The sequence below is a fragment of the Metabacillus sp. KH_069 genome, from assembly GCF_057838075.1.
Map to the genome: position 1 here is coordinate 82,878 of NZ_JBYQOB010000002.1, position 18,293 is coordinate 101,170.

At 36.0% G+C, this 18,293-nt stretch carries 19 protein-coding genes and 2 pseudogenes; 10 read left to right on the top strand and 11 right to left on the bottom strand.

Translation table 11 applies throughout. From position 1 onward, the window contains the following. Positions 1 to 10: 10 nt before the first annotated feature. From qoxB to xerS, 4 genes are all read left to right on the top strand, one after another. Positions 11 to 1,966 (top strand): cytochrome aa3 quinol oxidase subunit I, encoded by a 1,956-nt coding sequence (gene qoxB, locus AC3ISE_RS22585; RefSeq protein WP_489224419.1) that lies wholly within the window; start codon positions 11 to 13, stop codon positions 1,964 to 1,966. A gap of 13 nt (positions 1,967 to 1,979) precedes the next feature. Further along, entirely contained in the window at positions 1,980 to 2,591 is a 612-nt protein-coding gene (gene qoxC, locus AC3ISE_RS22590; protein WP_489224420.1) for a cytochrome aa3 quinol oxidase subunit III, read from the top strand. Continuing rightward, positions 2,591 to 2,890, top strand: coding sequence for a cytochrome aa3 quinol oxidase subunit IV (gene qoxD, locus AC3ISE_RS22595; RefSeq protein WP_489224421.1), 300 nt, complete (start codon positions 2,591 to 2,593; stop codon positions 2,888 to 2,890). The genes qoxC and qoxD overlap by 1 nt, the downstream gene beginning before the upstream one ends. 322 nt (positions 2,891 to 3,212) lie before the next feature. Continuing rightward, positions 3,213 to 4,265: a tyrosine recombinase XerS gene (gene xerS, locus AC3ISE_RS22600; protein ID WP_489224422.1), complete on the top strand. Its 1,053-nt coding sequence runs from the start codon at positions 3,213 to 3,215 to the stop codon at positions 4,263 to 4,265. Between the two features lie 132 nt (positions 4,266 to 4,397). On the opposite strand, the pseudogene AC3ISE_RS22605 reads toward xerS, so the two are convergent. The 9 genes and pseudogenes from AC3ISE_RS22605 to AC3ISE_RS22645 all read right to left on the bottom strand — a co-directional run. After that, positions 4,398 to 4,622 (bottom strand): annotated as a pseudogene (locus AC3ISE_RS22605) (YxiJ family protein); the annotation flags it as partial. 237 nt (positions 4,623 to 4,859) lie between these two features. Next, positions 4,860 to 5,699 (bottom strand): dihydrodipicolinate synthase family protein, encoded by an 840-nt coding sequence (locus AC3ISE_RS22610; RefSeq protein ID WP_489224423.1) that lies wholly within the window; start codon positions 5,697 to 5,699, stop codon positions 4,860 to 4,862. Positions 5,700 to 5,853: 154 nt separating this feature from the next. Then, on the bottom strand, positions 5,854 to 6,621 hold the full coding sequence (locus AC3ISE_RS22615; RefSeq protein WP_489224424.1) for a SurA N-terminal domain-containing protein: 768 nt from the start codon (positions 6,619 to 6,621) through the stop codon (positions 5,854 to 5,856). Between the two features lie 220 nt (positions 6,622 to 6,841). Continuing rightward, positions 6,842 to 8,242, bottom strand: coding sequence for a nucleoside recognition domain-containing protein (locus AC3ISE_RS22620; protein ID WP_489224425.1), 1,401 nt, complete (start codon positions 8,240 to 8,242; stop codon positions 6,842 to 6,844). A gap of 3 nt (positions 8,243 to 8,245) precedes the next feature. Beyond that, entirely contained in the window at positions 8,246 to 8,938 is a 693-nt protein-coding gene (locus AC3ISE_RS22625; protein ID WP_489224426.1) for a FeoB small GTPase domain-containing protein, read from the bottom strand. Further along, entirely contained in the window at positions 8,931 to 9,182 is a 252-nt protein-coding gene (locus tag AC3ISE_RS22630) for a FeoA family protein (RefSeq protein ID WP_489224427.1), read from the bottom strand. Before AC3ISE_RS22630 ends, AC3ISE_RS22625 begins: the two co-directional genes overlap by 8 nt. Positions 9,183 to 9,372: 190 nt before the next feature. Further along, positions 9,373 to 10,026, bottom strand: coding sequence for a ZIP family metal transporter (locus AC3ISE_RS22635; protein ID WP_489224428.1), 654 nt, complete (start codon positions 10,024 to 10,026; stop codon positions 9,373 to 9,375). A gap of 181 nt (positions 10,027 to 10,207) precedes the next feature. Further along, the gene (locus AC3ISE_RS22640) at positions 10,208 to 10,927 is read right to left on the bottom strand and encodes a CPBP family intramembrane glutamic endopeptidase (RefSeq protein ID WP_489224429.1); all 720 of its coding nucleotides are present in this window, start codon (positions 10,925 to 10,927) and stop codon (positions 10,208 to 10,210) included. A gap of 315 nt (positions 10,928 to 11,242) precedes the next feature. Further along, a complete protein-coding gene (locus AC3ISE_RS22645) occupies positions 11,243 to 12,124 on the bottom strand; it encodes a peptidylprolyl isomerase (RefSeq protein ID WP_489224430.1) in 882 nt (293 codons plus the stop codon). Positions 12,125 to 12,586: 462 nt separating this feature from the next. Here AC3ISE_RS22645 and AC3ISE_RS22650 point away from each other — a divergent pair, with 462 nt between their 5' ends. From AC3ISE_RS22650 to tatC, 5 genes are all read left to right on the top strand, one after another. Further along, positions 12,587 to 13,600 carry a multicopper oxidase domain-containing protein gene (locus AC3ISE_RS22650; RefSeq protein WP_489224431.1) on the top strand — a complete coding sequence of 338 codons (1,014 nt, stop codon included), beginning with the start codon at positions 12,587 to 12,589 and terminating at the stop codon, positions 13,598 to 13,600. A 14-nt stretch (positions 13,601 to 13,614) separates the two neighbouring features. After that, on the top strand, positions 13,615 to 14,784 hold the full coding sequence (locus AC3ISE_RS22655) for a ZIP family metal transporter (RefSeq protein ID WP_489224432.1): 1,170 nt from the start codon (positions 13,615 to 13,617) through the stop codon (positions 14,782 to 14,784). Between the two features lie 214 nt (positions 14,785 to 14,998). After that, complete coding sequence (locus AC3ISE_RS22660; RefSeq protein WP_070878444.1) at positions 14,999 to 15,220, top strand: transcriptional regulator; 222 nt, start codon at positions 14,999 to 15,001, stop codon at positions 15,218 to 15,220. A 63-nt stretch (positions 15,221 to 15,283) separates the two neighbouring features. Continuing rightward, complete coding sequence (tatA, locus tag AC3ISE_RS22665; RefSeq protein ID WP_489224433.1) at positions 15,284 to 15,478, top strand: twin-arginine translocase TatA/TatE family subunit; 195 nt, start codon at positions 15,284 to 15,286, stop codon at positions 15,476 to 15,478. 58 nt (positions 15,479 to 15,536) lie between these two features. Next, the gene (tatC, locus tag AC3ISE_RS22670; RefSeq protein WP_489224434.1) at positions 15,537 to 16,292 is read left to right on the top strand and encodes a twin-arginine translocase subunit TatC; all 756 of its coding nucleotides are present in this window, start codon (positions 15,537 to 15,539) and stop codon (positions 16,290 to 16,292) included. 235 nt (positions 16,293 to 16,527) lie between these two features. Here the strand turns inward: tatC and AC3ISE_RS22675 are convergent, their stop codons facing one another. Continuing rightward, entirely contained in the window at positions 16,528 to 16,695 is a 168-nt protein-coding gene (locus AC3ISE_RS22675) for a hypothetical protein (RefSeq protein ID WP_489224435.1), read from the bottom strand. Between the two features lie 203 nt (positions 16,696 to 16,898). Here AC3ISE_RS22675 and AC3ISE_RS22680 point away from each other — a divergent pair. Continuing rightward, positions 16,899 to 17,034 (top strand): annotated as a pseudogene (locus AC3ISE_RS22680) (alpha/beta-type small acid-soluble spore protein). Positions 17,035 to 17,207: 173 nt separating this feature from the next. Here AC3ISE_RS22680 and AC3ISE_RS22685 read toward each other — a convergent pair. Beyond that, on the bottom strand, positions 17,208 to 18,056 hold the full coding sequence (locus AC3ISE_RS22685) for an Rpn family recombination-promoting nuclease/putative transposase (protein WP_489224436.1): 849 nt from the start codon (positions 18,054 to 18,056) through the stop codon (positions 17,208 to 17,210). Between the last annotated feature and the right edge of the window lie 237 nt (positions 18,057 to 18,293).

The window sequence follows — 18,293 nt, forward strand, 5'->3', positions numbered from 1 at the left end:
AGGAGCCTCAATGATTGATTTTATTAAAGACAATTTAATCCTGGATGATCCGCTTATCCTTGGAGCTAATATTTCAATAGTAATGACCGTAATTGGCGTTTTATTTGTACTTACGTATTTTAAAAAGTGGAAATGGCTTTGGACGGAGTGGCTGACCTCTGTCGATCACAAGAAAATTGGGATCATGTATATTCTAGCAGCTATTCTCATGTTATTCCGCGGCGGTGTCGATGCCTTATTAATGAGAGCACAATTAACATTGCCCGGGTCTGAGTTCCTTACACCGGAAAAATACAATGAAATATTCACTACACACGGAACAATCATGATTATCTTTATGGCAATGCCATTTTTAATTGGATTAATGAACGTTGTTGTTCCACTGCAAATTGGAGCTCGCGACGTTGCATTTCCGTACTTGAATGCACTTAGTTTCTGGACATTCTTTTTTGGAGCGATGTTATTTAACATTTCATTCGTATTCGGTGGATCACCGGATGCTGGATGGACGAACTATGCTCCATTAGCAAGTGAAGGGAGTCCCGGACCAGGAACAAACTATTATTTGCTTGGTCTCCAGTTATCTGGAATAGGTACTCTATTAACAGGTATTAACTTTATCGTAACAATCTTAAAAATGCGTGCACCAGGAATGACATTAATGCGTATGCCGATGTTCACATGGACATCACTAATTACTGCATTTATTATCACATTTGCGTTTCCTGTCTTAACTATCACTCTTGCATTGATGACATTTGACAGACTTTTTGGAACCCATTTCTTTACCCTTGCTGATGGCGGTATGCCAATGCTTTGGGCTAACTTATTCTGGATTTGGGGACATCCTGAAGTTTATATTGTTGTATTACCTGCATTTGGGATATTCTCTGAGGTTATCTCAACTTTTGCAAAGAAAACACTGTTTGGCTATAAAGCTATGATTATCTCAATCGTTGCTATCTCTGGACTAAGCTTCCTTGTTTGGGTCCATCATTTCTTTACAATGGGCTCAGGCGCAGGAGTTAACTCAATATTCTCGATTTCGACGATGGCAATCGCCATACCAACGGGGATAAAAATCTTTAACTGGCTGGTTACCTTGTACAAAGGGAAAATTGAAATCAACACACCTATGCTTTGGTCTCTAGCATTTATTCCGGTCTTCACTATAGGCGGAGTAACTGGAGTTATGCTTGGAATGGCTGCTGCTGACTATCAGTACCATAATACGTACTTCCTTGTAGCTCACTTCCATTATACTTTAATTGCCGGAACCGTATTTGCCTGCTTCTCAGGTCTTGTATTCTGGTATCCGAAAATGTTTGGACATAAGTTGAACGAAACGATTGGAAGATGGAGTTTCTGGTTCTTTACTATCGGCTTTAATGTCTGCTTTATGCCTTTATTCTTCGTAGGACTCGATGGCATGCCTAGACGAGTTAGCTCATACGGCGCAGCAGATGGCTGGACAGGATTAAACGTTGTTTCTACAGTAGGTGCAATAGGAATGGGGATCGGCTTTGTTATCCTTGTATACAACATCTACTACAGCTTCCGTTATTCGAAGAGAGAAACAACTGGAGATGCTTGGAATGGACGTACTCTTGAATGGGCAACAACATCTGCAATTGCACCGCACTATAACTTTGCTCATATTCCAGAAGTGAAAGGGCTAGATGCCTTCTGGTTAATGAAAGAAGAGCAGAAGAATGGTAAAAAAGAAGAAATTGAATATAAAGAAATTCATATGCCAAGTAATTCAGGCCGTCCGTTTATCATGTCAGCATGCTTTGCGGTCTCAGGGTTTGGACTAGTATTTTCAATATGGTGGCTTGCAATATTAGGCGTCATTGGCGTATTCGCATGTATGATTCTTCGTTCTCTTCTATCTGACGAGGAAGATGAAGGATATCATGTTAGTGTAGAAGAAATAAAAAATACCGAACAAAAAGTTTCATTATAAGGAGGCGTGAAATATGGCACATGAAACTCATTCACCTGGCACGCCCTTAGAATATCAGTCGGAAATAGGCCGATTAAATATATTTGGATTTTGGGTTTTCTTGGGTGCAGAGGTTATCTTATTTGCTACCTTGTTTGCTTCGTACTTTACACTTACAGGGAGCACAGGCGGAGGACCGCTACCAAGTGAGCTTTTCGAATTAAAAGGCGTTCTGATCATGACATTCCTGCTGTTAACAAGTAGTTTTACTTGCGGCCTGGCAATTCATGAAATGAGAAGAAACAATTTTAAATCTATGATCATTTGGATGATCATTACTATGCTGTTTGGCGTTGGATTTTTGTATATGGAGATTAGTGAGTTCATTCTGTATGTTCATGAAGGAGCTTCAATTGGAACCAATGCATTTTGGTCAGCTTTCTTCGTATTGACTGCAACTCACGGTCTTCACGTAACAATAGGTATCGGCTGGATGTTCTTAATTCTAATTCAGTTATTTAAAAAAGGTTTAACACCAGGTACAGCTAAAAAGGTCTTTATCTCTAGTTTATATTGGCACTTTTTAGACTTTGTATGGATTTTCATCTTTACAGGTGTTTACCTATTAGGGATGGTGGGCAAATAATGGCTAGCAATTCAGCTAAAAATCATTTTCCTTGGTCTCACGTATTTGGCTTTGCTCTTTCAATTGTTTTAACCCTTGTAGCTCTATGGGTAGGATTATATACGGATCTGTCTTATACTGTGATAGTGACTGTTATATTTATCCTTGCATTCATTCAAGCGGCTATTCAGCTGTTTATGTTTATGCATATGACAGAAGGCGAAGGTTGGTTATGGCAGTCCAGCAACATGCTGTTTGCTGCTTTTACAGCAATTGTTATTGTAGCAGGCACAGTGTGGGTAATGACTGAGATGCACTAGAAATAATAAAATAAAATGCCTTAGCTTTAATGCAATAAAAGGCATTTGTACTAAAAGGTTAACCAGTTTACTGGTTAACCTTTTTTAATAGAATCTATGGAGAATTTTGCAGTTGAGGGAGACCTTATAGGGAAATTTTTTAATTGAATTATAAATTACACATAACTTCAGTTCAACGTAATTTATATGAGCGCTAAATTGAAAAGCAAACACATGTGCTATATAATGGTCATAGGATCTTTTTTTAAAGATTACATTGTATGCTGATTATGTTGAATTTTGTATTGTATGTTCAATTAGTCGAACCATTGGAGGTTATTAAATGGATACTCAAATTCATCTGATTGAACAGCGGCTTGAAAAATTGCCTTGGTATGTTACAGAATTTGTCGAATATAAGGCCCGTAAAAATTCTGAAGAAACCCTTTTATCTTATTGCAGAGACTATGAGATATTTTTTGATTGGCTAGTGGCTGAAGCATTTTGTCCGGGTCCAGCAAAAGAAGTCCCTCTCGAAATCCTGGAAGGCTTACGTGCAAAAAACATCATTGGCTTTGAAACTTTCTGCAGCAAGCAGCTGGGCAATGCTAAAGATACAATAGCCCGTAAAATATCGTCACTTAAATCCCTCTTTCATTATTTATCACAGATAGCGGAAGATGATGATATGTATCCCTATTTAAAAAGAAACATCATGGCTAAAATTGAAACGGTCAGGGAAAAACATTCTGAAGAAGAAAAAGCTGAGCATATAGCAAGCAGAATCTTGTTGGATGAGGAAATCGTTCAATTTAGAGAGTTTGTTGCTCACGGATATGGTGAGTTGTTTAAAGATCAATCGCGTAAATATCAAGCATATCTAAGAAACCGCACCCGTGACTTGGCTATTATTAGTCTTATTCTTGGATCAGGGTTAAGGGTAAATGAAGTCATTACATTAGATATTGATAAAATAGATTGGACTAAGAAACATCTACTTTCGAAACGTAAAGGTGATAAGCATGAAAAAATTGCTTTTAGTGATGTGGCTTACTTAGATTTGATGGAATATAAAGAGATTCGTGACTATCAGTACAGACCTGATAAATCAGAAAAGGCATTTTTCCTCTCTTCCCCTACCCGTACTGGGAAATCACAGAGAATGTCCAAGAGTACAGCTCAAAAATTAGTTGATAAATATGCGGTTGCTTTCGGAAAAGGCATGCTCTCAGTTCACAAGCTACGGCATACATTTGCTACAAATCATTATAAAGAAAACAAAGACATAGCTTCTCTCAAGCGTCAGCTTGGACATAGCAATATTAACACCACAATGATTTACACACACGTATTTGATGATACATTGCAAAAAAGTGTTAATAAAGCAGATAAATAAAAAAGCCTCAATGTAATTTAAACACGATAATGGCTCAGAGTAATTAACTCTGAGCCATTTATTAGTATGGGAGTTATTCCATTATAGCCCCCGATTGTTGAATAAGGGAAACAACTTTTGCAGACTAATTAATTATTGAGTAATTTCTATTAATAATAGTCTTGCTTTTTCAAAACTCATAAGTTCTTTATAGAATTGTGGATATTTACTTACCGAATCAGTTAAAAAGAAGTATTGCGGGTAGAGTGAAAAAAAGTTTTTATCAAGATATTGCCTTTGATGATTAGGTATTTTCTCTTTGCTAATTACATAAGTAGAACTACCTGCGATAATCATACAAAATTCATTAAAATCCCCTGTGAGAAAATGTTCTTACGAGAGTTCTCCATCGAAATCCTTTTCAATCTGTTCAATATCTTCAAAGGGAAATGCATTTTTTAATTCTGTTTCATAAAGGATTTTAAGATTGTTTATTAAATCATTTTTCATTATTTTACCTCTCTGTAATTTAGTTGCTTTCAAAATAAAGAAAAACGATTACCTTGTGCAGCAATCGCCCCCGTTAGTTGAATAATTTGATTAACATTTAAATAATCAGTCAGGAACTATACTTCCTATTGGACTCCTGCAAATCCCCATTGGAATTCTCTTGTGATTTATAATTTTTTTCAGATTCACAATAGGGTTTCCTTGATAAACTTGTTCCATAATATTTTCTATTTTTTCGCTTTCTTGTTCACTTACGTATTGCTTTATAAGCATTTTTTGAAACCATTGACTAATTTCTATCGGGGAAATATTGCCTGCAATGGAAGAAAGACGATTGTATCCTTGTAATAATACTTTTTCTTCTAAATTTACTTCTCCGCCAGCATAAAAATATAATTTGTCTCTATGCGTAGCGTTTTTTATTAGTCCAACTTTTTCTTTATTTCCAGCATCTTTTATTCCAATTACTAAATCTATCTCACTTAATTGAATAATACTTTTTTCTGATAAATCAAATCCAGTTCTTTTAGGATTGTTATATAATATTGTTGGTTTATTACAAAGCTGAATAATCCGCTTTGTATAAACTAATGCTTCCTCTTGTGATGGAATTACATATGGTGAATAACCAAGCAAGATACCTGATATCTTTGTGTGACGAATCTTTTCAGCTAATTCCTCTGCCTCTTTCTGTCTAACTGAAGCTACGCCAAATATGATTTCCATATTACTAATGAGTTCTTCTTCCTGTTCTAAAGCGTTTAATATTTCAATTTTTTCTCGGAGGTATAGACTATGCTGTTCTCCAGTTGAACCTGAGACAAGAACAGACTTTACTCCTTGTTTATACAGTTCCATTATATGGCTTATTGTCCCTTGAATATTTAAAGATTCATCATTAAAAAAAGCTGTGGGCACGGCAATATGAACTGTTTCTTTTAACATAAATATTTCTCTCCTTTATCTTTTTCTTCTTCTTCAACTAAACTGCCAGTTTGTTGAGTAAGAACCACTTATATTTTACCATAAAATACAAGTGGTTAGTTTTTTACCCAGAGAGCAACAATCATTTAGAAAACAGCCCAAATAACCAATAATATTAGATTTTTACATCAACCTTGGCATCTTTCTTAAGTTCATCTACCTTTTCAGCAATCATTTCCTGTCTTTTTTGCTGCTCAAGCTGCAGCTTGATTTGTTGTTTGACTTCTTCAAGTTTAGGGTTCTCCTGACCACTGCTTTTTCCTTGAGCAGCATTTTGATCATAATACTTCCGAATCTCTTCATCAGTTACTTCTTCTGTCGTGATTTCTTTATTGAGGTACTTTGCGTATTTAATATTTTCAGCAATTTTTGTTTCTAGTTGCTTCATATCCATGCCAGCTTTTTTTAATGCAGCTTCCAGTTCTTTATCACTTTTAAATTGTTTTTTTGTTTCATCTAATTGTTTTTTCACTTCGTCATCAGTTGCTTTATATCCTTTTTTGTCTGCCTCTTGAAGAAGTAGGGTTTGTCCCACCAGGCTGTCTATTGTTTGCTGTTTAATTTGCTTTGCTGCTTCCTTTGTAGTTGGATCTTGTCCCAATTGCTGAAACTGCTGTTGGGAAGAGAATAATACGCCATTATACTCACTGCCCAAAATTTTCTTTTCATTAACGATTGCAACCGTTTTATTTGCGTCTACTTTTTGCTCATCTAGTTTCTTCTGCATCTCTTCCACTTGCTTTTCTTGATCATTTTGTTGATCTGTTTGGGATGTTTTTGAGTTGACATTGTCATTTGTTTTTTTGGTTTCATCATTGGATCCGCATGCTGTTAGAACAATAGCCATAAACCCAATAGCAAAAGAGTACGTAAGTTTTTTCATGATTTATCACCTTTCCTTACTAGGGAATTAATTTTAAAATTGATAAAATTATCTCGTCCGCATTATATATGATATTGAAAAAAAAAAAACCATTATTGCAGACTTTCAGAGGTTAAGCAGAAAGACCTGAGCCCTGCGGCTAATGGTTATATATAGTAAACACAAAAAAACAGGCGTTTTAGGTCAAACACCTGTTTTTACTATTGCTTATAATAGTCAATTATAATAAGCCAAAGAACCGTACAGCTTGAGCAATGATAAAAGTGACTCCAAACGCGATGACAGTTGGAATAAAGAATGCAAGAAACGTCCATTTCTTACTTTTCGTCTCTTTATAGATATTTACAAGCGTCGTACCACAAGGGAAATGCAATAGTGAAAATAGCATCATGTTCAGTGCAGTCAGCCAAGTCCAGCCCTGATCAAGGAAAATTTGCTTTAAATCCACCATACTGTCTACTTCTGTTAATGAACCTGTAGATAAATAGCCCATTAACAATATTGGAAGGACAATTTCATTCGCAGGAAGACCTATGATAAACGCCATCATAATGTACCCATCAAGTCCGAGTAGCTGACCAAGAGGGTCTAGGAAGTTCACAATATGCATGAGGATACTTAAATCTCCAACTGTGATATTTGCTAAAACCCATGTCATGATCGCTGCTGGTGCGGCCACTTTGACTGCTCTTCTTAATACCGAATACGATTTAGTCAAAGATGATCTTAAAACAGTATCAAGAATTTTTGGACGCCGATATGGAGGAAGCTCTAACGTGTAATGAGTAGGAACCCCTTTTAAAGCGGTTTTGGATAAGATCCATGATACGGCAAACGTCACAATAATTCCAAATAGTACAATCCCTACTATAACTCCTGTTGTCACAAGAGATTTCATTCCCCCAGTAAATCCTGCTGCCATAAATAGGGACGCCATAACAATAAGTGTACCCCATCGTCCGTTACAAGGGACAAAATTGTTCGTCAAAATGGCGAGCATGCGCTCACGAGGTGACTCAATAATTCGGGTTGACATCATAGCCGCAGCGTTGCACCCAAAACCCATCGCCATCGTTAGTGACATTTTTCCATGTGCACCAACTTGTTTGAACAATCGGTCCATATTAAAGGCTACACGAGGTAAATACCCATAGTTCTCAAGCAAAGCAAAAGTTGGGAAGAAAATCGCCATCGGCGGAAGCATAACACTGATCACCCATGTGGTTCCCCGATATAACCCGAGCACTAACATTCCATGCAGCCAATCAGGTGCTCCAACTGTTTGAAAGAATAAAGTAATATAATTTTCTATCCTGCTAAAAAAATCAGCTAGCATAGATGAAGGAATATTCGCTCCTGCAATTGTTAAATAAAATACTGTCCCTAACATGATCAGCATAATTGGGAATCCAAAGATGGGAGATGTTAATATCGCATCAATCTTCTCCGTACGATGATCATGCTTGGTTTTTGTAAAAGTAACTCCTTCATTTGAAAGCTTCTTGCTTTGCTTATAGATATTTTGGACAATATCATCCCGAATTGTCGTAGTTGTCAGCTGCTGTGCCTGCTGAAAAAGATCTTGAAAAGAAGATTTCATTTTGGGTTGTTCAAGTTCCATGTTCTATACCTCCTTTCGCACTGCCAATCTGCTCTCGATTTCTTTTAATAAAGCAGTGTCTCCATCTAACAATCGTAAGGCTACCCATCTGGTCGGAAACTGGGTCCCTACTACGTCTTTTACTTTCGGCTCCAATTGACTAATTCTTTGTTCCGTTTCATTGTCATACATCATTTGAAAAGGATTGAGTTCAATTTCTCCAGTGACAATTCGATCTATGGTATCTAAAAGAATCGGCAGACCTGTCTTATTTCGAGCAGAAATTTTCACGACAGGAACACCAAGTCGTCTCATAAGAATTTTTTCATTCACCTTGATTCCCTGTTTTTCGGCTTCATCAATTAAGTTGATACAGATTACTACTTTTTTAGTAATCTCTAACACTTGTAAAGCCAAGTTTAAATTACGTTCCAATGAAGTTGCGTCTACGATGACAATCGTTAAGTCCGGTTTTTCAAACAGAATGTAATTACGGGCAATTTCCTCGTCTGTTGAATTGGAATACAACGAATACGTACCAGGCAAATCAATCATCTGATACTGTTTGTTTTTGAAATCGAAGTCACCTTGTGCCAGGCCTACCGTTTTACCAGCCCAGTTTCCTGTATGTTGTCTAAGTCCGGTTAAAGTATTAAACAATGTACTTTTCCCGGTATTGGGATTTCCGGCTAACGCAATTCGATATGTTTCATTCATGACGAATCAGTTCTCCCTCTATTTTTAAACTTTCCTCTTTACGAAGAGCAATGGTTGTTTGACTCACTCGAAAAGCAATCGGGTCCCCTAAAGGACTTTTCCTTACAATTTCAATAATAGCTCCAGGTACAAATCCCAGGTCCAGCACTCTTCTTCTCATCACGCCTTCTAAAGATAAGGACGTTAAACGAATAACGTCTCCTTTTTTCCCATCATATAAACGGATAATATTTGTTTGGTACATGTCTTTTTCCCCTCGTCTAATATTTTTACCTAGAGCAACTTTTAATTACATACTATGAGTATACTCTTAATATGTCAAATACAGTGCAATATTTAAAATAAAAAAAGCGACATCAATTTTGACATCGCCGAATCTATGATCAGGTTTATTAAACTCGAAACCTACCTGTACTAAGAAAAAACCAACACCATCATATGAGTAAGAAATAAAGTTTAATGGCAAAAAAACCAAGAAAAGTTACAAAAATTGTATGTAGAGAAAACTTCTTTAATTCTTTAAATAAGATTTCATAAAAAGAAACATAAGCAAGTGTACCCACCGCAGTTCCCAAAACCAATGTATCAATCTTAATTGATTTTATCTGGAAGGTCAGACCTAAAAATGTATTCGCAGCAAATATGCCCGCGAGCAGTAAACTGATGAAAAGAAAGATGTTGAAAGATAGTTGAGATGACAAAGCAGCCGCCATCAAAGCTGCACCTTCTGGAACCTGATGAATCAGAACGGCCAAAAGAAGTGAAGATGAATTCCCATTGTCAAAGCTTAATCCTAATGCAATTCCTGTAGGTATGCTATGAATAATGAGGGCCAGAGAAATAAAAAAGAACGTTTCATTTCCTATTTTGGAATGGGCAGGAAAATTATGACGATGCAAAAAATAGTCTGCGATAATCATGATAAGAATACCTAGGAAAAAACCTGCAGATATCCCAATAGCATTATAATTTCCCAATGTTTCAGGTATAAGGTCAAAGATCAATAATCCGCCTAAAAGTCCTCCGCAAAATAAATTCAAATAGACTGCATTCTTTCTCAATAATCCAGAAGTTACTTTTAAGATCATTCCGCCAATCATGCTTCCAGAAATAATAAAGAGAAAAACAAAGAAACTCATCATTGCATCATAAGACATGTTCGCCCTCCAATATGAAGTTTTGTACATGTATATTCGTCTTACGAGGAACAATGTCACACGAGTTCTTTAAAAAAGTAATAATACAAGACGGGTGCATCAATCCAGCTGCTTAACCTCCAAATATAAGCTGCAGCTGTTTCACCTGCTCTTCCATTACATTCATACGATTTGAAAAAATGGTCTGACCAACAACTACGAAAGTATTCATCATGACGTGAGCAAGTATCGGAACTAGTATTTGCTGGGTTTTCACGTATAGAAATGCAAAGACAAGCCCCATGGAAGTGTAAATTAACATGTGTTCGAAATCCATATGAAGCGCACCAAATATAAACGAACTGATGACAGCCGCAAAGAAAAATCCAAGGTTTGGAGCAAGTGACCCAAAAATGATTTTCCTGAAAATAATTTCTTCTAATATAGGAGCAATAATAATGATCACTATAATGAGCAATGGGGTTGTTTTAAACAAATCTAATAGGAATTCTGTATTTTCTGAACCAGGTTCGATTCCCAATAAATTAGTTTCAATCATTCCTGCAAGAGTCTGTGCAGCCAAAGAAAGAATCACCCCCAAAATTGACCAAATAGCAATAAAGGAGAACCTATTGGTTTGCCGCATATTCATTTCTTCTCTAAGGAAAAATAAAATAATTAAGAATGCCACTGCAAAACTAGAAACCGTCCAATAGCTTGTTGCCATCTGGGTTGCGACCTCTTTTGTCTCACCTGTGCCAACACCTAATGAAAGAAGAAGCCCGACCCCTAGAATTCCTGAAAACTGCGTCAACGCATATGTGAAAATAATAAGCCAATATTGTTTCCTCATTTTTATTGCCTCCATTTCTATGTAAGTTTAAGTAAATGTCTTGCTGCTGAAGATAAGAATGCACCACCATCATGAAATAACGCCTGCCTAAAAATTAACAAAGTGCAAGCGTATATTTCTCTACCGAGAGCCAGACACTGATGCTAATCATAAATAACCCTTAAAGAACGAAAACAGCCACCAGAATTTCAGGCGGCTGTTTTGTAAAACTGTAAAGTACAGAAGAAAGTCACGATTTCTATGGGACAGGCAAAGTTATGACTGCTTTTCAAAATCCTAAAACTAAAAAGATCTCACCCACTTTTTTTAGACCCGTTATTGTGTAGGAGGGATAGGATTTTTTGGTTTCTCGAGTGCATCTTTCAAATCTTCGTTATTAATACTGATATCAGCCTCTTTTTCAAGCGTGGCAATGACCTCATCAAATGGTTTTGCTTTTTGTAATTTTAATTCTTTTTCTATTACAGATTTCTTATCTTCTAATTTGTTTGTTTTCTTATCTGTTACTTCAATAATGTGATAACCAAACTGTGATTTTACTGGATCACTTATTTTTCCTGTTTCCATTGAATATGCGACCTGTTCATATTCAGGAACCATTTTTCCTTTTAAGGAGTAGCCCAGGTCCCCGCCTTTATTTTTTGTTACGGTATCTTTTGAATATTCTTTAGCGAGTGTTGCAAAATCTTCACCTTTATCAAGCTTAGCCTTTACTTCTTTAGCTGTTTTTTCGTCTTCTACAAGTATGTGTCTTGTTTTAATTTCATTTTTATATGTAGTATCGAATGCCTTCTTAATTTCATCTTCGCTGACCTTTACCCCATCTGTTGTAGCTTTTTCTGCCAGCAATCCTTCTTTAACAATCTTTTTAAAATCTTTTTCACTTTTAATTCCGTTTTGTTCCATCGCTTGCTTTAATCCATCTTTACCACCTAATTGCTTTTCATATTCTTTAATTTTTGCAGCAATCTCTTTATCTGTTACATTATATTTTTTTTCAAGCAGCATTGTATCAACCATTTGCTTTAATACGTCTTTACCAGCTTGAGTTTTTAATTCTGCGTAAAATTCTTCGTTGGTAATTTCACCTGATTTGGATTCAACGATTGCCTCTTTATTAATATCGCCAGAGTTACATGCAGAAAGAGTAAGAACTCCACCCGCCAGTCCAAGAGAAACGATCCATTTTTTCATCATAAAACACTCCTACTATTATCAATATTTTTTATGAAAAATCACTTACATATTTACTTATTACCAGCATCCTCCTAAAGCAGGCTTATATTTTAGTGCGCTTCAAAGGTATTCACTTATCCTGACTCCAAAGTAAAACCTACAGCTTATTGAAATTAAACCATACTCAGACAAGTCTATAGAGGAAATTTGAAGAAAGTATGAATTTGAAAAAATAATCATAAAAAATGAGCTTTTTTTTATTAAATCTTTCCATATTTAAACAATTACTTTTCACAGAAGCTAACGCTTGCTCAGATAACCTCGTTAATTAATCTGCAGCTTAAACAATATTTAGTTTCTTAAAACAAGAAAGCTAATTATTAACCAAAAAAAATGTGTTGACAATGAGTTTGCCCAAGGAATAAAGTATAGCTAAGAATCATATTTTTGCACAAAGGAAACTTTTTTGAGGGAGGGTTAAACATGTCTGATGAGGATAAAGTATCTAGACGGGATATTATCAAAATAGGTTCAGTTGGTGCCATCGGTGTAGCAGGCAGTTATTTTCTGAATAAATTATCGCCTTTTACTCAAACTGTTAAAGCGGAATCTCACGGGAACAATAAACACGCTAAAATGAACCATACTACTATGAAGGATTCTTCAAAAACCGACGGGTATAAAATGGCTGAACGATTGCTGACCGAATTTGATTACGGAAAAGTTAGTACATTGCCAAATGGACAAACGCTTCGTGAGTATAAAGTGATTGCTGTAGATAAAGAAATTGAAATAGCAAAAGGCATCAAATTTCCAGGATGGACGTATAACGGAACCATTCCAGGTCCCACGTTTCGTTGTACAGAAGGAGACATGCTTCGCTTTCACTTTATAAATAAAGGAAGCCATCCTCACTCTATTCATTTTCATGGCATCCATCCACCTGAAATGGATGGGCTTACTTCAATTTACCCGGGCCAAGAATTTACTTATGAGTTTGAAGCAAAACCTTACGGAATGCAGGTATATCATTGTCATGTATTACCTCTTGCCCGGCATATTCATAAAGGTTTGTACGGTAACTTCATTATTGATCCAAAAAAACCAAGAGAAAAAGCACTGGAATTAAACATGGTAATGAACGGGTATGACTTGGATTTAGACGGAGAAAATGAGTTTTACACGGTTAATGGATATGCCTTCGCATTTATGAATCATCCAATTAAAGTAAAAAAGGACCAGCTGGTCCGCATTTACCTTAGTAACTTAACAGAATTTGATTTAATTAACTCATTCCATCTCCATGCCAATTATTTTACGTACTATCCTACAGGAAGAATGGATAATCCCTCACAATTTACAGATACGATTATGCAGTGTCAGGGTGAACGCGGAATTCTTGAAATGCGCTTTCCATACAAAGGAGCATATATGTTTCATGCCCATGTCAGTGAATTTGCTGAACTGGGATGGATGGGATTTTTTGAGGTTGAGTAAAGGAGGGGTGAAAAATGAAGGCTAAGTGGATTATTTCAGGTTTAATTCCTTTGGTGATGTTGATAGGAGTATTAGCTTGGGTTCTGTTAAACGGCGCAGGAATAGAAAAAGATCCTGCTGCACCTATTGAAGTATTAAATATTGAACGGATTAAAGTAACAAAATCAGGTTTTGACCTTTCAGTAAGCAACACAGGTCCAAAATCACTTACCATTTCACAGGTCATAGTAGATGATTCCATTTGGAATTTCAGTGTGACTCCAGATACTTCGCTCGAACGGTTTGAAGATGGAACAGTATCCATCCCCTATCCTTGGGTTGAAGGAGATCCTCATGTGATAAAAATTGTCACTGAAAATGGCATTGTAACGGAGGGAGAAATAGCTGCTGCAACTCTGACTCCCCAAGCTAGCTGGAGCAACTTTTTGAATTACGGATTTATCGGTTTTTACGTCGGAATTGTTCCTATTACATTGGGGTTATTGTGGTATCCATTTATGAAACGCTTTAAGCGAAAGTGGATAAATGCTATTCTGGCTCTTACTGTTGGACTCTTATTATTCCTTTTTGTGGGAACGCTTGCTGACGGGTTTGAAGTTGGTGCAGAGGCTCCTTCTGTATTCCAAGGCAATATGGTCGTCATAATCGGAGCTGCTCTTACCTTTTTATTATTGATTGGATTTGACCAATATCAGCGCAGAAGGCAAGAATCCAAAGGTTATTCACCTTTCGCGCTTGCTCTATTAATGGCAACTGGAATTGGTTTGCACAATTTCGGAGAAGGTCTCGCTATTGGTTCTTCATTTGCTCTTGGAGAAGCAGCTTTAGGTACATTTTTAATCATTGGATTTACCCTGCATAACATTACAGAAGGGATTGGTATAGCTGCCCCGTTGCTTAAGGCTAAACCAAAGGTTAGAGACTTTATCCTTCTTGGGGCAATTGCAGGCGGTCCTGCAATTCTTGGAACCTGGTTCGGCGGTTTTGTCTTCTCACCAATATGGGGTTCTTTGTTTTTAGGAATTGGTGCAGGTGCCATTTTACAAGTAATCTATGTTATTGCCAAAATGCTTATTGAAGACCATCGTACGCATAGAGAACCATCTGTGTCATGGTTAAATCTTTCAGGATTCACCATTGGACTGTTAATCATGTACTTTACTGCATTTTTTGTGAAATTTTAATCATAGAAATAAATGGGATCTGTAAGTATTCCCTCTAAAAAGGGTTGGGAAAATAACTTTGCTTAACTGAATAAAAAAAAACGTGATTGATAAATTTAAATGGGTCTTTTAAAGAGGAAAATAATCTTATAAAAGAAACTATTGTACAGACACTTTTGATCACTATACTTTGGACCATACTGCTCAAAATAATAGAAAGGGAGATTCATTCGTGATGAACCTTAATAAGAAAAGAAGTAATTTTGGTAGATGGGTAGATAAACAGCTCGACTTAAAACGATCTGAATTAGAAAAAGCATCATGTCTAAGTCCAAGCACGGTCTTAAAAATATGCACGAATCAGAATTATCGTCCAAGATTTGCAACTGTAACTAAAATGAATCAAGGATTAAAAAAACTCGGTAAGGATATCGATTTAAATGATTTTTATAGCTGAGTTATTCTAGCCATCTACAAAACCGAAATTTTTTTAAAAAAATGATAAAACCAGGAGGATGTTATGATTCAAAATATCGGAATACCAGGTCTGATACTCATATTGGTCATTGCCCTTATTGTTTTTGGCCCCTCTAAGTTACCGGAAATCGGCAGATCGTTCGGTTTAACATTAAGGGAGTTTAAAAGGTCTGCAAAGGATCTTATAAAAGAGGAACCTGATGCTGAAACATCTACAAGTCAAGAAAAAGTAAAGTAACAAATTAGAAGGAGATGTAAGGCTTGTCTTACATCTCCCTTTTATTGGAGTGATTATATTGGAAAATCAAAACATGCGGGTCATTCAGCATCTTGAAGAGTTTCGAAAACGCATCATCATCACTCTAGTCGCCTTTTTGCTATTTTTTGTATCGTCATTCATATTTGTTCAGGATATATATCACATAATCGTTAAGGATTTGCCATTTAAGCTTGCTCTTTTAGGGCCGAGTGATATCTTACTTGTATATTTAATGATTGCAAGCGTCGTTGCTGTTGCAGCCACTATTCCAGTTGCTGCGCACCAGGCATGGCTGTTTGTGCGTCCTGCTTTAACACCAAAAGAACGTAAAATTACACTTGCCTATGTTCCCGTAATGTTTATTCTGTTTATTGCAGGAATTAGTTTTGGATACTTTGTTCTGTTTCCTCTTGTCCTGAGTTTTTTAACGTCTCTATCGGATGACATGTTTATCGCTTTTTATACGACGGAGAAATTTTTCCGGTTTTTATTTCATATGACTTTGCCATTTGGGTTTTTGTTTGAACTGCCTGTTGTGATTATGTTTTTAACAAGCCTGGGAATTATAAATCCCTATCAACTGCAGAGAATCAGAAAATATGCTTACTTCATCCTAATTGTCGTATCCATATTGATTACTCCACCCGATCTCTTATCGGATATTCTAGTGATCATACCGTTATTGCTCTTATATGAGAGCAGTATTAGCTTATCGAAATTCATATACAACCGCCGGGAAAAATCTAAAAATAAAAAAGAAGAGCGAGATTATTCCACGGTGGGATCCCGGTAGCAAAACGCGGAAAACTACCGGTATCCCAAGTATAGAGAGCAGACGATATAGATCCTAAGTAGAATATAAACTTCATTTTAAATAATCTGACGGATTACAGCAGTAACAATGTGACTAGGCCATTAAGATTTCATTTTCTTAATCGGATGTAATCGGCAATATAAAAAGGATCTTCCAGTCGAAGATCCTTTTGTGTTGCTTATTGAATTAAAACTACCCTTTAGTTCAAAATTTTCTATTGTTCATGTTTCCAACTTGTAGATTGTCCTGAAGATGGACAACTAGGAAACTTTTGTCCTGCCTTTAATTCAATATGATCCCCATCTGCATCAATATAATGACCTGTTTCCATTACTTCTTCACCTGTTTTATGAGAGTGATGATGTTCTTGATTATGAGCCATAAATATCCTCCTATTCAAATTGTTTGAATGAAAACTCAACAATCATATAGTGCCCTCAAAGTAGATCATTATTCAATTTTTAAGAGAGTCATTATTTGAACCTTTATATCAAGGCTTTCAGCCTTAATGTACAATTTTTTTCAGTATAAAGATTGTATATATCTTGATTTATTAGTAACTGGAGCTAGCAGGCTATTGATCAAATGAAGTTTGAAATTGCTCAGGAGTTTGGTGTTAACTAATGTGCAGAGACATCCTCACGCGCTAATGGTTCAGTAAGCGGAGAAATTACGAAGAGATTAGTAATTCGCTCAGCAAGGCATTGCCGGAAGATTCTAAAACAAGTTTAGCTGCTGATACAACAAAAAAGAGCGTGATCACTAAATGATCAAAGCTCTTTTATTTTCGTTTATTGCTAATTTTGCTTAGCTCATCCTCTTAGGTCAGGTGCAGATCAGTTAATAAAAAGGATAAGTAAAATGAGCGCCCCTTAAAGGCACTCACTTAAATTTTCATCTGACTTCTCTTTCGATTTCCTTAACTTTTTGTAAGGATAAACCGGTATGTTTAGCAACATCTTGAACGGACATACTAGGTATTTCAAACAGGCTTTTAGCAATCACAATGGCTTTTTCATGCATCCCTTCGTTTTTACCCTCGTTCCTGGCGCCCTCAATCTGAGTTTTCTGATCAGCAATAAACTTTTCTCGGAGCTGATACATCCTGATGGTTTCCTCGTCAGCACTTAAACGGCGTAGTTTATCTTCTGCTTTTGCTACTAACTGATCCAAGATAAACACCTCCTCTAAATTAGGCTGCTTAACCGAATCCCCTCTTAGAAATAATAACCATCTATGAAGGGGATTATGCAAATCAACATCGATTTCATTGAATTTTGGCATTTCAATAAAATGAATTTCAAGCAAATCAGTAAGAAGCTGTTTGGAATGATCCTCATAAATTTTATAGCTTGAGTGATAGGACTCAATGTCAGTCAGGTAATTAAATCCAAGTATATTAATTGTAATGGTTTTATTTAAATCCGAATATTTTTCAGCTGCTTTAAAATTTTCAGTAAATAGCTTTGACCAATAAAAAAGGGTTCGTTCTTTCATATTGTATTCATTTGCTAGTTGGACCTCTATATTAATTTTTTCCCCTGTATAACAAATAGCCTTTATATCGAGGATTCCTTGTTTATCATCAATTTTTTCTTTATTCAGCTTTTCTTCTACAATGTACAAATCTTCAACATCATTTTCTAAGACAGCATTTAAGAATCCGATTAGTAAGTCTTTATCTTGATTCTCTCCAAATAGCTTCTTAAAAATAAGATCATTTAAGGGTTTTAGTCGTGTCATAATCAAACTCCTTCTACTCTTATTATACAATGAAATTCGGTTCATTCAAAGAAGATGATGATTACTCATTTTAGAGAATATGGGATAGTAGATTAATCATATTAATGGGATGTTAATTGAAAGAACTCTTTGAACCAAAAAATCCTTCTGAAGAAGGATTTTGAATTGAAAAATTTGATAAATTGCGTTGTAAAAAAACTAAAGTGTAATCTTTTTGCTATCATCCCTCCTTCTTTC

Bases quoted from the DNA above. Each gene is read 5' to 3' on its own strand.
- qoxB (WP_489224419.1), top strand. From the start codon at position 11: ATGATTGATTTTATTAAAGACAATTTAATCCTGGATGATCCGCTTATC.
- qoxC (WP_489224420.1), top strand. From the start codon at position 1,980: ATGGCACATGAAACTCATTCACCTGGCACGCCCTTAGAATATCAGTCG.
- qoxD (WP_489224421.1), top strand. From the start codon at position 2,591: ATGGCTAGCAATTCAGCTAAAAATCATTTTCCTTGGTCTCACGTATTT.
- xerS (WP_489224422.1), top strand. From the start codon at position 3,213: ATGGATACTCAAATTCATCTGATTGAACAGCGGCTTGAAAAATTGCCT.
- AC3ISE_RS22610 (WP_489224423.1), bottom strand. From the start codon at position 5,699: ATGTTAAAAGAAACAGTTCATATTGCCGTGCCCACAGCTTTTTTTAAT.
- AC3ISE_RS22615 (WP_489224424.1), bottom strand. From the start codon at position 6,621: ATGAAAAAACTTACGTACTCTTTTGCTATTGGGTTTATGGCTATTGTT.
- AC3ISE_RS22620 (WP_489224425.1), bottom strand. From the start codon at position 8,242: ATGGAACTTGAACAACCCAAAATGAAATCTTCTTTTCAAGATCTTTTT.
- AC3ISE_RS22625 (WP_489224426.1), bottom strand. From the start codon at position 8,938: ATGAATGAAACATATCGAATTGCGTTAGCCGGAAATCCCAATACCGGG.
- AC3ISE_RS22630 (WP_489224427.1), bottom strand. From the start codon at position 9,182: ATGTACCAAACAAATATTATCCGTTTATATGATGGGAAAAAAGGAGAC.
- AC3ISE_RS22635 (WP_489224428.1), bottom strand. From the start codon at position 10,026: ATGATCTTAAAAGTAACTTCTGGATTATTGAGAAAGAATGCAGTCTAT.
- AC3ISE_RS22640 (WP_489224429.1), bottom strand. From the start codon at position 10,927: ATGAGGAAACAATATTGGCTTATTATTTTCACATATGCGTTGACGCAG.
- AC3ISE_RS22645 (WP_489224430.1), bottom strand. From the start codon at position 12,124: ATGATGAAAAAATGGATCGTTTCTCTTGGACTGGCGGGTGGAGTTCTT.
- AC3ISE_RS22650 (WP_489224431.1), top strand. From the start codon at position 12,587: ATGTCTGATGAGGATAAAGTATCTAGACGGGATATTATCAAAATAGGT.
- AC3ISE_RS22655 (WP_489224432.1), top strand. From the start codon at position 13,615: ATGAAGGCTAAGTGGATTATTTCAGGTTTAATTCCTTTGGTGATGTTG.
- AC3ISE_RS22660 (WP_070878444.1), top strand. From the start codon at position 14,999: ATGAACCTTAATAAGAAAAGAAGTAATTTTGGTAGATGGGTAGATAAA.
- tatA (WP_489224433.1), top strand. From the start codon at position 15,284: ATGATTCAAAATATCGGAATACCAGGTCTGATACTCATATTGGTCATT.
- AC3ISE_RS22675 (WP_489224435.1), bottom strand. From the start codon at position 16,695: ATGGCTCATAATCAAGAACATCATCACTCTCATAAAACAGGTGAAGAA.
- AC3ISE_RS22685 (WP_489224436.1), bottom strand. From the start codon at position 18,056: ATGACACGACTAAAACCCTTAAATGATCTTATTTTTAAGAAGCTATTT.